This window comes from Kribbella sp. NPDC051718 (assembly GCF_040681515.1).
In the GTDB taxonomy this organism is placed as follows: Bacteria; Actinomycetota; Actinomycetes; order Propionibacteriales; family Kribbellaceae; genus Kribbella.
This window is the reverse complement of sequence record NZ_JBFAYZ010000006.1, coordinates 180105-194082: the sequence shown is the minus strand read 5'-3', so window position 1 is coordinate 194082 and position 13978 is coordinate 180105. Positions and strand designations below refer to the sequence as shown.

The window sequence follows — 13978 nt, the reverse complement described above, 5'->3', positions numbered from 1 at the left end:
ACGAAGGTGCAGGTGAGGCGGTTCATGACAGTGACACGCAGGCAGTTCCTGGTGCTCGGCGCCGGGGCGGGGGCCGCGGCGGCCGGGTTGACCGGTTGCGGATCACGAAGTTCGCTCGGGGCCGCCGACCAGCTGAGCATGTGGACCTGGGTCGGCTCCGTCAACGACTCGCTGATCAGCGAGGCCGAGAAGACCATCCCCGGGACCGGCAAGCAGCTCTCGATGACCCGGATCGGCGGTGACTACAAGACCAAGGTGCTGACCGCGCTGGCCGGCAAGTCGCTGGTCCCGGACATCATGGCGATCAACGACGACGTGGCGACGTACTTCCCCAACGCGGACCAGTTCCACGACCTCAACGAGCTCGGCGCGGACAAGCTCAAGGGCGACTTCCTCGACTGGAAGTGGAAGCTCGGCATCACGCCGCAGGGCAAGATGATGGCCTACCCGATGGACACCGGCCCGACCGCGCTGTTCTACCGCCGGGACATCTTCGAGAAGGCCGGTGTGCCCACCGAGCCCGCTGACGTGCAGGCCACGGCGCCCGACTGGGACGGCTTCATCCAGCTCGGCAAGAAGGTCAAGCAAGCCGTACCGGGGTCGTCGATCACCGACAACATCACCTCGGTCTTCGACTACGCGATCGCCCAGCTCACCAAGCGCTACATGACCGCCGACGGCCAGTACATCGGCGACGGCGACCACATCCGGCAGGCCTGGGACCTGTCCGTCCGGGTGGTCAAGGAAGGCTTGTCGGCCAACGCCCAGTCGGGCAGTACCGACGCCAACGCGGTCGTCACCAACGGCCAGCTCGTCGCGTACGTCGGTGCGGTCTGGTGGGCCCAGTTGGGGCCGAAGAACGCCGCCCCCAAGACGAAGGGGCAGTGGCGGGTGTGCGCGACCCCGGGCGGCGCCGGGAACCGTGGTGGATCGTTCCTCGCCATCACGAAGTACTGCAAGGATCCGGCGGCCGCGTTCGCCTTCATCAGCTGGCTGGAGTCGTCCAAGAACCAGGCCGAGGCGTTCAAGGACCCGGTACTGTTCCCGTCCACGCCCGCCAGCTACACCGACCCGCGACTGACCGCGCCCGATCCGTTCTTCGGCGGCCAGAGGATCGTCGACGTCTTCGCCGAGTCGGCCAAGAAGTACCCGGGTGCGTACTTCAGCCCGTACGACACGATCATCCGCGATCCCCTCGCGGCCGAACTCGTCAACGTCGAGGTCGGCGGCAAGTCGTCCGACCAGGCCTGGAAGGACGGACAGAAACAGGTCAAGCGCGAACTCACCCGGGCGGGGGCGATCTGAGATGGCCGTCAGCAACGCGATCAGCACCGCAGCGGTGTCCACCAAGGAGTCCGCGCCGGACCGGCCGCCGGGCAAGTACCGCAGAGCGCTTCCGCAGTACGCCGCGGTGTCCCCGTTCTTCATCCTCTTCGCGGTCTTCGGCGCGTTCCCGATCCTGTTCTCGATCTGGCTGTCGTTCCACTCGTGGGACGGCATCGGCCAGATGAAGTGGGTCGGGCTGGAGCAGTACAGCTATCTGCTCACCGATCCGAGCTTCTGGAAGTCCATCACCAACACCTTGATCATCTGGGTGATCTCGACCGTTCCGATGCTGCTGCTGGCCCTGGTGATCGCGAACGCGTTGCACAACGCGACGCGGTTCCGCAGCTTCTACCGGATCGCGTACTTCGTCCCGAACATCACCTCGGTGGTCGCCGTCACGATGGTCTTCGGCTCGGTCTTCAGCAACAACTTCGGCCTGCTGAACGCGTTCCTGCAGTCGGTCGGGCTGCAGAAGATCGAGTGGCTGAGCGCGCCGTGGGGGATCAAGGTGGCGATCGCGAGCATCGTCTTGTGGCGCTGGACCGGGTACAACGCGATCATCTTCCTGGCCGGGCTGCAGGCGATCTCGTCCGACGTCTACGAGGCGGCCAAGATGGACGGCGCCTCCCCACGGCAGACGTTCTGGCGGATCACGGTGCCGCTGCTGCGGCCGGTGATCCTGTTCACCGCGGTCACCAGCACCATCGGCGGCCTGCAGATCTTCACCGAGTCGCAGGTGCTGTTCGGCAGCAGCGGCGCGATCGGCGGTCCCGGTGACGGCGGCCTGACGATCGTCTCGTACCTGTACGACAGCGCGTTCGGCAAGCACCAGTTCGGCTACGGCGCCGCGATCGGCTGGGCGCTGTTCATCCTGATCGTCTTGTTCTCGATCATCAACTGGCGGCTGATCGGCGGCAACGACGACGAACGGATCACCAAACGGGCGGCCCGCCGGATCGACGCGAAGATCGCCCGCGAGAAGGCCGGGCAGAAGGAGCTGACCGATGCGCACTGAAAGAGTCCGTACCGTCGTCGGCCACGTCGTCTTGATGTTCGGCGTGCTGGTCTCGATCTTCCCGTTCTACTGGATGCTCGTGATGGCCTCGAACACCACCTCGGACATCTTCACCTACCCGCCGAAGCTGCTGGTCGGCTCGCACCTGTTCGAGAACATGGGCCATGTGCTGGACAACATCGACTTCTTCGGCTCGATGCTGATCACGCTGATCGCCAGCCTCGGCGTCACCGTTCTGGTGCTGTTCTTCGATTCGCTGGCCGCGTTCGCGTTCGCGAAGTACGAGTTCCCCGGCCGCAACCTGCTCTTCGGGCTGCTGCTCGCGACGTTCATGATCCCGTCCCAGCTGGCGCTGGTGCCGCAGTTCGTGACGCTGGCCGAGTTCGGCTGGATCGGGTCGCTGAAGGCGCTGATCATCCCTGGCGCGGCGAACGCGTTCGGCATCTTCTGGATGCGCCAGTACGCCAAGGGAGCGATCCCGGACGAGCTCATCTCGGCCGCGAAGGTCGACGGCGCCGGCTTCTTCCGGCAGTACCTGACCGTCGGGCTGCCGGTCCTGCGGCCCGGGCTGGCCTTCCTCGGAATCTTCACGTTCATCAACGTCTGGAACGATTATCTGTGGCCGTTGATCGTGATGACGGATCCGAACAAGCTCACCCTCCAGGTCGCGCTGCAGCAACTGAACGGCGTCTATGGCACCGATTACAGCATGGTCATGGCGGGTGCCCTGATGAGTGTGATTCCGTTGATCGGCGTCTTCCTGATCGGAGGCCGCCACTTCATCGCCGACATCGCCGCCGGCGCCATGAAGTTCTGACCCTATTGACCGCACCTCGATGAGGGGAACCTCTGTGCAGAACAGCAAACTCCGCTGGGGAATTCTGGGTACCGGAAACATCGCGTCCAGGTTTGCCAGCCAGATCCCTGCGTCCTCGACCGGCGAGCTGGCCGCGGTCGGCAGCCGTAGCCAGGCGTCGGCCGACGCGTTCGGCGACAAGTACGGCATCCCGCACCGGCATGCGTCGTACGACGAAGTGCTCGCCGACGACACCGTCGACGCCGTGTACATCGCCACCCTGCACCCGATGCACCCCGAGTGGGCGATCAAGGCCGCCGAGGCCGGCAAGCACGTGCTGTGCGAGAAGCCGCTCGCGATCAACCGGTCCTGGGCGGCGGCGATGATCGAGGCCGCGATCCGCAACGACGTCTTCCTGATGGAGGCGTACATGTACCGCTGCCTGCCGCAGACCAAGCTGGTCGCCCAACTGGTCCGCGACGGCGCGATCGGCAAGGTGCACCAGATCCAGGCGTCGTTCGGGTTCCAGGCGTCCTTCAACGCCGAGAGCCGGATCTTCGCCAACGAGCTGGCCGGCGGCGGCATCCTCGACGTCGGCGGCTACCCGGTCTCGTACGCGCGACTGATCGCGGGCGCCGCCATCGGAGCCCCGTACGCCGATCCGGCGGCGGTCACCGCGGTCGGTCAGGTCGGCGAGACCGGGGTGGACGAGTGGGCCGTCGCGACGCTGTTCTTCGACAGTGGGATGACTGCTCAGGTGAGCACCGGGGTCCGCCTCAACGACGAGAACCGGGTCCGGGTGCTCGGCAGCGAGGGGTACCTCGTGATCGAAGACCCGTGGTTCGGCGGTGACGGCAAGCCCACCCACGTGACGCTGCACAAGGTAGGGGAGGAGCCACGCGACATCTCCGCCGAGCCCGCGTTCATCTACACGGCCGAGGCCGATGCGGTCGCGGCGGCGATCGAGGCCAGGCAGGCGCCGGAGATGTCGTGGGCCGACACGCTGGGCAATCTCGAAGTACTGGACGAGTGGCGCAAGCTGATCGGGCAGCAGTACGCGAGTGAGCGCGACGACATCCTGATCCCGACGGTCACCGGGCGGCCGCTGGTACGGCGCGACGATGCGCCGATGACGTACGGCGAGGTGCCCGGCCTCGGCAAGCAGGTGTCGCGGCTGGTGATGGGCGTCGACAACCAGTTGACGCTGCCGCACGCGGCGACGATGTTCGACGACTTCATCGAGCGTGGTGGGACGACGTTCGACACCGCGTACATCTACGGCGGCGGCCGGGGCGAGAAGCTGCTCGGGCAGTGGATGAAGTCGCGGGCCAACCGGGACGACGTGGTGGTGATCGGGAAGGGCGCGCACACGCCGTTCTGCGATCCGGAGTCGATCACCCGGCAGCTGTTCGAGTCGCTGGAGCGGCTGCAGACCGATCACGTCGACCTCTACCTGATGCATCGGGACAACGAAGAGATCCCGGTGGGGGAGTTCGTCGACGTGCTGGACTCGCATTTCCAGGCCGGGCGGATCAAGGCGTTCGGTGGGTCCAACTGGACGACGGCTCGCTTCGACGAGGCCAACGCGTACGCGGCGGCGCACGGGAAGCAGCCCTTCACGTTGCTGAGCAATCACTTGAGTCTGGCGCGGGCGTACGACGTACCGTGGGCCGGCTGCCGTCATGTCAGCGACGACGAGTCGCAGGCATGGCTGCGGGAGCGGCAGGTTGCGCTGTTCCCGTGGTCGAGTCAGGCGCGCGGATTCTTCACCGGGCGGGCCAAGCCGGAGGACCGGACGGACGAGGAGCTGGTTCGCTGCTTCTACTCCGACGGCAACTTCGAGCGACTCCGGCGCGCGGAGGAGCTGGCCGACAAGTATGGTGTGGGTGCGACGGCGATCGCGCTGGCCTGGCTGCTCCATCAGCCGTACCCGGTGTTCCCGTTGATCGGACCGCGTCAGCTGAGCGAGACGCGGACCTCGTTGCCCGGCTTGTCGGTGGAGTTGTCGGCCCAGGATGTGACCTGGCTGACAGCCGCTGACCTGGGCTGATGCCGAATTGGTGGACGCATCAGCAGCTGTGTAACATGGTCTGTCGGTGTCTCGACCCTAATCACGGAGAATCATGTCTAAAGTTTGCGATATTTGCGACAAGAAGCCGATGTTCGGCAAGAGCGTTGCCCGGCTGGGCAAGGGCGCGATGATCCGTCGGGTCAAGGCGCGCACGAACCGTCGCTTCAACCCCAACATCCAGCCGATCCGTGCGGTCATCAAGGGCACGCCCGTGAAGCTGAAGGTCTGCACGTCCTGCATCAAGGCGGGCAAGGTTCAGCGCGTAGTCGGCTAGTACGACCGGCCTGACCAGGCCGTCCTCCGTGTAGGGCCCCAGAGGCGCCCGGGTTACCCCGGGCGCCTACTGCTGTATCCGGTCAGGGCAAAGGCGAGGGGTGCCCGAGCACAGCCACCGGGATGATGCGGCCGGCCTTCGCCTCGTACTTCGCGAAGAACGGCGCGCGGGCGAGCACGACGTCGCGCCACAGCCGGTCGCGGTCCGCGCCTTCGAAGACGTGGACATCGACGTCGTACCGGCGGTCGCCGATCTGGATCCGGGCCCGGGTGGCGGCTCGGAGGTTGCGGAACCACTGTGGGTCAGGTTTGGATCCACCCGCGGAGCCGGTGACGAGGTAGCCGCCGTCGGTCTCGAAGTAGGCGACCGGCACGGTGTACGGCGTACCGGTCCTGCGGCCGGCCACAGTGATCAGCAGCACGGGAAGGCCCTTGGCCGTACCGCCGATCCTCCCTCCAGACCGGCGATACAGCCCGGTGGCGAGCCGGTTGGCGATCCCGGCCACTGTCCGCAGGAACGGGCCGAGGGTTGCTGAGCCGCGGACGCGGGCGATATAGCGGCGGTAGCGCCGCCGGCCCAGCAGCCGCCACATCAGCTTGATCGGGAGCGGCAGCTCGCCGAGGAACCACTGCGCTTCCTCGGGGGTCGCAACCTCCTCGAGGGTGCCGGCGGCGATCAGCTTCTCCGGGTTCGTGAACTTCTCGAACGTCTCCTGGCCGAACCGCCGCCACTCCCCGGCGTCGATCCGGTCCCGCATCAGCGGGACCACATTGGCTTCCTCGTCGTCGAGATGCTCGACCAGCGCCTGGGTGAAGTCATCCAGAGCAGCCGCCAGCTCGTCGCCGTTCACGGGTGCGGCGCGCCAGCTTTCCAGCGCGGCGCGCACCCTTGACGACCTCTCGGCCACCACTTGGTGCTGCTTCTCCATCCGGTCGATCAGCTCGGCCTGCGGCGCGGCCCGCTCGAGGAGCCGGGGCCAGATGTTCTCGTCCTCGCCGCTGTGGTGGTTGTGCAGCCCGTTCAGGAGGAAGTCGAGATGCGCGGCGATCGCCTCGGCGCGCGCGGTGGCGGTCGGCGGAGTACGCCGTACCAGGCCGGCGACCTGCGGAAAGCCGCGCCGGAAGATCCGGTGGATGACGGCCATCTCCTCCACCCGGGCCTCGCGAGGATCCGACCCAACTGCGGTGCTCGTCATGCTGCGCCTCCTGTCGATGGGCGCTCGATTTGATCAGGTGGACCTGATAATCAGGTATACTTGATCAAGTGGCGATGGCACAAGACCCTCCCGAGCAGGCGCAGAACACGGTCTCGATGCTCGGGCAGGCCTACAGCCTGCTCGGGTTCCAGATCGTCGACGGCGTGGTCGGTGCGGGCTATCCGCAGAAGCCGTCCCACTCCGCGGTGTTCGCCCAGATCAGCCCGCGGGGGAGCCGCCTCAGCACGCTGGCCCGCGGGGCGAACATGTCACCGCAGGCGATGGGTGAGCTCGTCGACGAGCTGGAAGAGCTGGGCTACGTCGAGAGACGGCCGGATCCGTCCGACCGGCGCGCGAAGCTGATTATGCTGACCCCCCGCGGCCATGACTGCATCGCCGCAGGCATCGCAACCATCCAGGGCATCGAAACCCGGATCGACCAGATCCTCGGCCCCGAGGGCCACACCGAGTTACGCCGACTGCTGGCCGAACTCCTCGCCACCGGCTAGCGGCGACTCGTACCCGTCACTCTCCGCCATGGACGGCAACCACGGTTGTGGTCCAAGGTGGTGCCTTCACTTTTTCGCATGTGGGGGGAACCACAGTGGATCAGACCAAGGCGCCCGCGCCTGCCCAGAAACCAGCCGACGACCCGGCCAGGAAGCAGTACGCCTGGCACCGGCACCCGGCCCTGATCGCCACCATCCCGGTGATCGGCGCCCTGATCGGCTCGATACTCACCATCGTCGCCGGCCAGCACGGCGCCCTCCCGGAAAGCCTCAACCCAGCCCCACCGCCGACCACCGTGGTGGCGCACGAGACCACCACCGCCACGGTCACCGCGACCGAGACGGTCACCGAGTCCGTCACCCCGGCACCGACCGATGGTGCGTCGACACCAGAGCTTCCGACCTCGCCGACCGTCGAAGCGCCTGCGCCGGGGACGCTGGCGATCACCGTCTCGATGACCACCGGCGGCAAGATCGGGCCGAACGAGTACCGGGCCGGTTCGACGCCCCTCGCCTCTGCGGAGGTGGACGACGAGTCGGGTCGCCAACTGACCCGGGGCTGCTACCCCACCTGGATACTCAAGCGCGGTACCGCGATCGTGCAGAGCTTGCGCGGCGAGACCTGTACCAGCGGCCTTCCCTTCGCCAGGGACGTGCTGAAAACCCGCGGGCTGTACCACGTGACCGTCAACGTGGTGACCGATGCCGGGCCGAAGGGAACCAAGACGCTGGACTTCAAGGTGACGTAGCGGTCACCTGGCTCGGGCGATGACCGTCAGTTCGTTGCGGTTGTGGTGGAGTTGGCGGGCTGACTGGATGTCGTAGTTCTTGCGGAGGACGTCCATGCCTCGGCGGGCGGCGTCGAGCGGGTTCCGGGCGCCGCCCTTGAGGGTGACGACGGCGAGGGCGCCCCGGCGGAGGTGGGGGATCGCGTCGAGCATGACGCGGGCGCTCATCAGCTGGTCCATCCGCATGTCGTTGACCACGACGTCGAAGCGGAGTTGGTTGCGGCGGAAGAACTCGCCGGCCGTGGTGGCGACATGATGGACGCCACGGTCGGCGGCCACCCGGCGGTCCAGATCGCCGGGGTCGATCGACCAGACCTGTTGGTCGTACTGGCGCAGGATCCGCGTCCAGCCGCCGGGGCTGGCGCCTAGGTCGAGCGCCTTGCCGCCGTGGGGGAGTTGCAGGTCGAAGGTCTGGATGGCCTCTTCGAGCTTGAACTCCGAGCGGGAGACGCGATCGTCCGAGCGGGCAAGGCGCATCCGGCCGCCCGGCCAGTCCGAGAGGCTGTGCTCGAGGCGGTTGAGGCCGATCAGCACGTTCTTCTTCGAGGCGAAGCAGGAGACGACGAGCTCCTGGCCGGCCCGGCTGACCTCGATCCCGCGCTCGGCCAGCGCAGGCTCCAGGAGGTGGTAGTACGAGCCGCCGCTGCTAGGCCCATCCGTCCAGGTCTGTACTGCGAGCGCCCGCGGGTGGCGCGGCAGCTCGGCCAGGATCAGCTCCGCCAACTCCTGCCCCGTCGGCACCTCGCTGACGCCGAAGCCGGCGATCTCCGCGGTCAGGTGCCGGATGAAGACGATCCGCCCGTCGTTGCAGGCGGCGGCGAGCTCCTCGATCGGCGGGCCGTTCTCGGTGATCCGGCCGAGGTCCCCGCTGACCCGCTCGACCAACACCTGGGGGCCGAACTCGTCCCGGATCTCCCGGACCGCCAGGTCATAGCTGTCGGTAGCCACCGAGAAGAGCGAAGAGAGCACGCATCATGGTAATCGCCGGGACCGGTTAGCCTTCCGGGCGTGGATGTGCGTGGAGAGGTGCTGACGACGGCGGTACTGCGAGCTTGGGCCCGTACCGCGCTGTCCGAGCTCGGGCGCGCCCGGGTCGAGATCGACGAGCTCAACGTCTATCCGGTCCCCGACGGCGATACCGGCACCAACCTGTACCTGACCTGGGAAGCCGCCTGCGACGCCCTCCCGGCCGGCGACCTGACCTTCGCCGAAGCAGTCCAAGCCTTCGGCCGAGGCGCCCTCCTGGGCGCCCGCGGCAACTCCGGCGTCATCACCTCCCAGCTGGTCCGCGCCTGCGGCCTCCGCCTCGCCGAGAACCTCCCACCAGAGCAAGAGCCTTCGAATGGTGTGTTGGCGGATGCTCGGATGAGCGAGGCGGTGGCGTTCGCGGATGCGTTGGGGTTTGCGGCTGATGCTGCGTACAGCGCGGTTGCCCAGCCAGTTGAGGGCACCATGCTCACGGTCGCCCGGAAGGCTGCAGAGGCGGCGCTGGAGGCTGCTAATGCGGGGAAGAGCCTGGCTGAGGTGTGTTTGGCGGCCGTGGCGGCGGCTCGGATCGCGTTGACCAAGACGACTGAGCAGTTGGAGGTACTGCGGCGCGCGGGCGTGGTGGACGCGGGCGGGGCTGGGCTGGTGGTGATTCTGGGGGCTATGGAGTCAGTGCTGTCCGGGCGGGCTCCGGCAGCTACTAGTGGGGTGCCAGCTCGGGTGGCGCCGGTGGAGTCGGCTGGGACGGATCTGGATCCGGACGGACCGGCATACGAGGTGATGTATCTGCTGGAGGCGCCTGACGAGCAGATCGGCGACTTCCGGAAGGAGCTCGCGGGGCTGGGCGACTCTGTCGTCGTGGTCGGCGGGGACGAGCTCTGGAACGTTCACGTGCATACCGATGACGTCGGCGCGACCATCGAGCTGGGTATCGGGATCGGGCGGCCGTACCGGATCAGGGTGACCCACTTCGCGGACATGGCTCACCGGGAGCCGGTTACGAACCGGGCCGTGATCGCCGTGGCCGCAGGTGATGGGCTGGCGGACCTGTTCGAGGAAGCCGGAGCAGTGGTCGTTCGGGGCGGCCCCGGGCGCAGATGCTCGACTGGTGAGTTGCTGAGGGCTATCGAGCGTTCAGGGGCGCCTGAGATCGTCATACTGCCGAACGACAGCGACTCCATCGCAGTGGCCGAAGCAGCAGCCACCGCGGCGCGCCAGGACGGCATCCGGGTAGCAGTGATCCCGACCAGGGCGCAGGTTCAAGGACTGGCGGCGATCGCGGTCCACGACCCCGAGCGGAGCTTCGACGACGCTGTGGTTCAGCTGTCAGCGGCCGCCGGCCAGACCCGCCACGGCGCGGTGACGATCGCCGTGAAGGACGCGTGGACGATGGCCGGCACCTGCAGGATCGGCGACGCGCTCGGTGTCGTGGACGGCGACTTCAGCCTCATCACCGACGACCTGGAGACCGCCGCGACCGGCGTCGTCGACCGGCTGCTGGGCGGCGGAGGCGAGCTGATGACGGTGGTCACCGGCCGCGAGGTGGAGGCCGGGCTGGTCGATGCGGTGGTGCGGCACGTGCGGCGGATTCGCCGGGATGTCGATGTCGTGGTGTACGACGGAGGACAGGAAAGGTACCCGTTGCTGATCGGGGTGGAATGAAGACCGACATCGACCGCAAGCTCCGCGACTTCGTCGGGGCGAAGACGGCCAAGAGTTTCTCCGAGGTGCTCGGCATCGAGACCGTCGGGGAACTGCTGCGGCACTACCCGCGGCGGTACCTGAAGAAGGGCGAGCTGACCCCGTTCGACGAGCTGCAGGTCGGCGATCAGGCGACGGTCAGCGGGCGGGTCAAGAAGGTCACCGTCCGCTCGCTCGACTCCAAGCAGGAGATCCGCCCGGACGACGTGCAGAAGTTCCGCCGGCACAAGACGATCACCAAGGTGGTCGTCACCGACGGCCGCAACGACCTCGAGCTGGCCTTCTTCAACCAGCCCTGGCTGGCGAACAAGCTGGTGGCCGGCACCGCCGCGCTGTTCTGGGGCGAGGTGACGATGTTCCGCGAGACGATGCAGCTCAAGGGCCCGGGCACCGAGATCCTCGACGAGGAGGACCTGACCGAGGAGGAGATCGAGCGCAGGGCCAAGCCGTTCCGGCCGCTCTACCCGGCCAGCGCGAAGCTGCCGACGGCGACGATCGAGCGCAGCATCAAGATCGTGCTGGACAACCTCGAGGAGGTCGACGACCCGATTCCCGAGCTGATCCTGCGCAAGGAGCGGCTGATCGGTCTGCGCGAGGCGCTGCAGAAGGTGCACCTGCCGGAGACCGAGAAGGACATCGACATCGCCCAGAAGCGGTTCCGGTTCGAGGAAGCGCTGGTGATGCAGACGATCCTCGCCCAGCGCCGGGCCGTCACGGACGCGCTGAAGGCCGTGCCGCGAGTCAAGACGGCAGGCGGTCTGCTGGACGAGTTCGACAAGCGGCTGCCGTTCACGCTGACCGACGGGCAGACCGAGGTGTGCGACGAGATCTTCGCCGACATCGCCCGGCCGCACCCGATGCACCGGCTGTTGCAGGGTGAGGTCGGCTCCGGCAAGACAGTCGTGGCGCTGCGGGCGATGCTCTCGGTGGTCGACGCCGGCGGCCAGGCGGTACTGCTCGCCCCGACCGAGGTGCTCGCGACCCAGCACCACAAGACGCTGACCAAGATGCTCGGTGAGCTCGCCGAGCAGGGCATGCTCGGCGGGGCCGACCAGGCGACCCGGGTGGGGCTCCTGACCGGGTCGCTGAACGCGGCAGCGCGGCGTACGGCGATGTTGGACGCGGCCAGTGGCGCCGCGGGGATCGTGGTCGGGACGCACGCGCTGCTCGAGGACAAGGTGCAGTTCGCCGATCTCGGGCTGGTCGTGGTCGACGAGCAGCATCGGTTCGGCGTCGAGCAGCGGGCAGCGCTGAGCACGAAGTCGGGCGACGCGACTCCGCACACCCTGGTGATGACGGCGACCCCGATCCCGCGGACGGTCGCGATGACGGTGTTCGGCGACCTCGCGGTCTCCACGCTGACCGAACTGCCGGCCGGCCGGTCGCCGATCGCGAGCAACGTGGTGCCGGCGCTGCAGAAGCCGGACTGGCTGGAGCGCGCCTGGCAGCGGGTCCGTGAGGAGGTCGGCAAGGGCCATCAGGCGTACGTCGTCTGCCCGCGGATCGGCGACGACGTGAAGAACGCCGCCGACGAGGAAGGCGACTTCGCCCAAGGAGATCCAGCACCGGGCGACCTCAACGACGGCGACGACGGGCGCAACGAGTCCAAGGCCAAGACCCGGCCGGCGATCTCGGTGCTCCAGGTGGCAGAGGTGCTCGAGACGGCGCTGGACGGCCTCCGGGTCGAGATCCTGCACGGACGGCTGCCGGCCGACGAGAAGGACTCGGTGATGACCCGGTTCGCGGCCGGCGAGATCGACGTACTGATCGCGACCACCGTGATCGAGGTCGGCGTCGACGTGCCGAACGCGTCGACGATGGTGGTGATGGACGCTGACCGGTTCGGCATCTCCCAGTTGCATCAGCTCCGCGGGCGGGTCGGCCGGGGCAAGGTGCCGGGGCTCTGCCTGCTGGTCACCTACACCTGGCCGGGATCGGCATCAATGCAGCGGCTGGAGGCGGTCGCGGCGACGACGGACGGCTTCGAGCTGTCCCGGATCGACCTGGAGACCAGGCGCGAGGGTGACGTGCTCGGCGTCGCCCAGTCCGGCCGCCGGAGCAGTCTCAAGCTGCTCAGCGTACTGCGCGACGAGGAGATCATCCTGACCGCCCGGCACGTCGCGAACTCGCTGATCTCGGTCGACGCCGAGCTCGCGGAGTACCCCGTACTACGCTCCTTCGTGCGCAGCGCGCTGGAGTCGGAAGCCACTGACTACTTGGAGAAAACGTGACCAGGATCGTCGGGGGAGTGGCCGGCGGCCGCCGCATCGCGGTACCACCTGGCAACGGAACCAGACCGACCGCCGATCGGGTCCGGGAGGCGCTTTTCTCCTCCCTGGAGACGGAATTCGGCAGCTTCGACGGACTCCAGGTCCTCGACCTGTACTCCGGATCAGGCGCCGTCGGCCTGGAAGCGCTGTCACGTGGGGCCACCCGAGTCGTCCTGGTCGAGGCCGATCGCCAAGCGGCAGAGGTGATCTCGGCCAACATCAAGGCGGTCGGCCTGCCCGGTGCGACCCTGCTGACCAGGCCCGTCGAGAAGGTTGCCACCGGCACCAATTCGGGCGACCCGATCGACCTGGTCTTCGCCGACCCGCCGTACAAGCTGGAGACCGCCGAGCTGCAGGAAGTCCTGACCACGCTGGCGGCACGCGGCTGGCTGGCCGAGGACGCGGTGGTCGTGGTCGAGCGGGCCAAGCGCGAGCCGTGGGAGTGGCCGGAGGGGTTCGCCGCGCTGCGGGACCGCAAGTACGGCGAGGCCCGGCTTTGGTACGGTCACCGCCATGAGTAGGGCTGTGTTCCCCGGTACCTTCGACCCGCCCACCAACGGCCACCTGGACGTGATCGCCCGGGCGTCGGCCGCCTTCGACGAGGTGATCGTCGCGACCGGTGTGAACCAGTCCAAGCAGCGGCTGTTCGGCGTCGAGGAGCGGGTGGCGATGCTGACCGAGATCGCCGCGCCGTTCGGCAATGTCCGGGTCGGCACCTTCGACGGGCTGGTGGTCGACTACTGCCGGGCCGAGCACGCCGGGGTGATCGTCAAGGGGCTGCGGACCGGGTCCGACTACGACTACGAGCTGCCGATGGCCCAGATGAACCGCAGACTGTCCGGCGTCGACACCGTCTTCCTGCCGACCGCGCCGGAGAACGCTTTCATCTCCTCCAGCCTGGTCAAGGAGATTGCGAAACTCGGCGGTCCGGTAGACCAGTTCGTGCCCCCCAGCGTCCACGCGAGGCTGCTCGCCACGCTCTAGCGAGCCCCGGATTGGGTCAGACGGACTGAAGTTGGTAATGTTGTCCACTGGTCTTGTTGAGA

Annotated in this window: 13 protein-coding genes; 11 read left to right on the top strand and 2 right to left on the bottom strand. The window is 67.6% G+C overall.

The window, feature by feature from the left end; all coding sequences use genetic code 11:
* The first annotated feature begins 24 nt into the window (after positions 1-24).
* The 5 genes from AB0M15_RS23485 to rpmB all read left to right on the top strand — a co-directional run bounded on the left by AB0M15_RS23485 (position 25) and on the right by rpmB (position 5482).
* Complete coding sequence (locus AB0M15_RS23485) at positions 25-1305, top strand: ABC transporter substrate-binding protein (RefSeq protein WP_363822796.1); 1281 nt, start codon at positions 25-27, stop codon at positions 1303-1305.
* Position 1306: 1 nt separating this feature from the next.
* On the top strand, positions 1307-2341 hold the full coding sequence (locus AB0M15_RS23480; protein WP_363822794.1) for a sugar ABC transporter permease: 1035 nt from the start codon (positions 1307-1309) through the stop codon (positions 2339-2341).
* A complete protein-coding gene (locus tag AB0M15_RS23475; protein WP_363822791.1) occupies positions 2331-3158 on the top strand; it encodes a carbohydrate ABC transporter permease in 828 nt (275 codons plus the stop codon). Before AB0M15_RS23480 ends, AB0M15_RS23475 begins: the two co-directional genes overlap by 11 nt.
* Positions 3159-3177: 19 nt before the next feature.
* Positions 3178-5187 carry an aldo/keto reductase gene (locus AB0M15_RS23470; protein WP_363822789.1) on the top strand — a complete coding sequence of 670 codons (2010 nt, stop codon included), beginning with the start codon at positions 3178-3180 and terminating at the stop codon, positions 5185-5187.
* A 73-nt stretch (positions 5188-5260) separates the two neighbouring features.
* Positions 5261-5482 (top strand): 50S ribosomal protein L28, encoded by a 222-nt coding sequence (gene rpmB, locus AB0M15_RS23465; protein WP_328326414.1) that lies wholly within the window; start codon positions 5261-5263, stop codon positions 5480-5482.
* A gap of 82 nt (positions 5483-5564) precedes the next feature.
* Here rpmB and AB0M15_RS23460 read toward each other — a convergent pair whose 3' ends face one another.
* On the bottom strand, positions 5565-6677 hold the full coding sequence (locus AB0M15_RS23460) for a nitroreductase/quinone reductase family protein (protein WP_363822785.1): 1113 nt from the start codon (positions 6675-6677) through the stop codon (positions 5565-5567).
* Between the two features lie 74 nt (positions 6678-6751).
* Between AB0M15_RS23460 and AB0M15_RS23455 the strand changes: the two genes are divergently transcribed.
* Both AB0M15_RS23455 and AB0M15_RS23450 read left to right on the top strand, forming a co-directional pair.
* Complete coding sequence (locus tag AB0M15_RS23455) at positions 6752-7186, top strand: MarR family winged helix-turn-helix transcriptional regulator (RefSeq protein WP_363823828.1); 435 nt, start codon at positions 6752-6754, stop codon at positions 7184-7186.
* Between the two features lie 95 nt (positions 7187-7281).
* Positions 7282-7935: a hypothetical protein gene (locus tag AB0M15_RS23450; protein ID WP_363822783.1), complete on the top strand. Its 654-nt coding sequence runs from the start codon at positions 7282-7284 to the stop codon at positions 7933-7935.
* A 3-nt stretch (positions 7936-7938) separates the two neighbouring features.
* On the opposite strand, the gene AB0M15_RS23445 is transcribed toward AB0M15_RS23450, so the two are convergent.
* Positions 7939-8943: an SAM-dependent methyltransferase gene (locus AB0M15_RS23445; protein ID WP_363822780.1), complete on the bottom strand. Its 1005-nt coding sequence runs from the start codon at positions 8941-8943 to the stop codon at positions 7939-7941.
* Between the two features lie 39 nt (positions 8944-8982).
* Here AB0M15_RS23445 and AB0M15_RS23440 point away from each other — a divergent pair, with 39 nt between their 5' ends.
* Genes AB0M15_RS23440 through coaD form a run of 4 tightly spaced genes read left to right on the top strand, consistent with a single transcriptional unit; the run spans position 8983 to position 13916 of the window.
* On the top strand, positions 8983-10623 hold the full coding sequence (locus AB0M15_RS23440; RefSeq protein WP_363822777.1) for a DAK2 domain-containing protein: 1641 nt from the start codon (positions 8983-8985) through the stop codon (positions 10621-10623).
* Positions 10620-12893 carry an ATP-dependent DNA helicase RecG gene (gene recG, locus AB0M15_RS23435; protein ID WP_363822774.1) on the top strand — a complete coding sequence of 758 codons (2274 nt, stop codon included), beginning with the start codon at positions 10620-10622 and terminating at the stop codon, positions 12891-12893. Before AB0M15_RS23440 ends, recG begins: the two co-directional genes overlap by 4 nt.
* Positions 12890-13453, top strand: a complete 564-nt coding sequence (rsmD, locus tag AB0M15_RS23430; RefSeq protein WP_363822770.1) for a 16S rRNA (guanine(966)-N(2))-methyltransferase RsmD — start codon at positions 12890-12892, stop codon at positions 13451-13453. Before recG ends, rsmD begins: the two co-directional genes overlap by 4 nt.
* The gene (gene coaD / locus AB0M15_RS23425; RefSeq protein ID WP_363822767.1) at positions 13446-13916 is read left to right on the top strand and encodes a pantetheine-phosphate adenylyltransferase; all 471 of its coding nucleotides are present in this window, start codon (positions 13446-13448) and stop codon (positions 13914-13916) included. The genes rsmD and coaD overlap by 8 nt, the downstream gene beginning before the upstream one ends.
* Positions 13917-13978 lie beyond the last annotated feature (62 nt).

Coding starts and splice junctions, on each gene's coding strand:
- AB0M15_RS23485 (WP_363822796.1), top strand. CDS start 25: ATGACAGTGACACGCAGGCAGTTCCTGGTGCTCGGCGCCGGGGCGGGG.
- AB0M15_RS23480 (WP_363822794.1), top strand. CDS start 1,307: ATGGCCGTCAGCAACGCGATCAGCACCGCAGCGGTGTCCACCAAGGAG.
- AB0M15_RS23475 (WP_363822791.1), top strand. CDS start 2,331: ATGCGCACTGAAAGAGTCCGTACCGTCGTCGGCCACGTCGTCTTGATG.
- AB0M15_RS23470 (WP_363822789.1), top strand. CDS start 3,178: ATGAGGGGAACCTCTGTGCAGAACAGCAAACTCCGCTGGGGAATTCTG.
- rpmB (WP_328326414.1), top strand. CDS start 5,261: ATGTCTAAAGTTTGCGATATTTGCGACAAGAAGCCGATGTTCGGCAAG.
- AB0M15_RS23460 (WP_363822785.1), bottom strand. CDS start 6,677: ATGACGAGCACCGCAGTTGGGTCGGATCCTCGCGAGGCCCGGGTGGAG.
- AB0M15_RS23455 (WP_363823828.1), top strand. CDS start 6,752: ATGGCACAAGACCCTCCCGAGCAGGCGCAGAACACGGTCTCGATGCTC.
- recG (WP_363822774.1), top strand. CDS start 10,620: ATGAAGACCGACATCGACCGCAAGCTCCGCGACTTCGTCGGGGCGAAG.
- coaD (WP_363822767.1), top strand. CDS start 13,446: ATGAGTAGGGCTGTGTTCCCCGGTACCTTCGACCCGCCCACCAACGGC.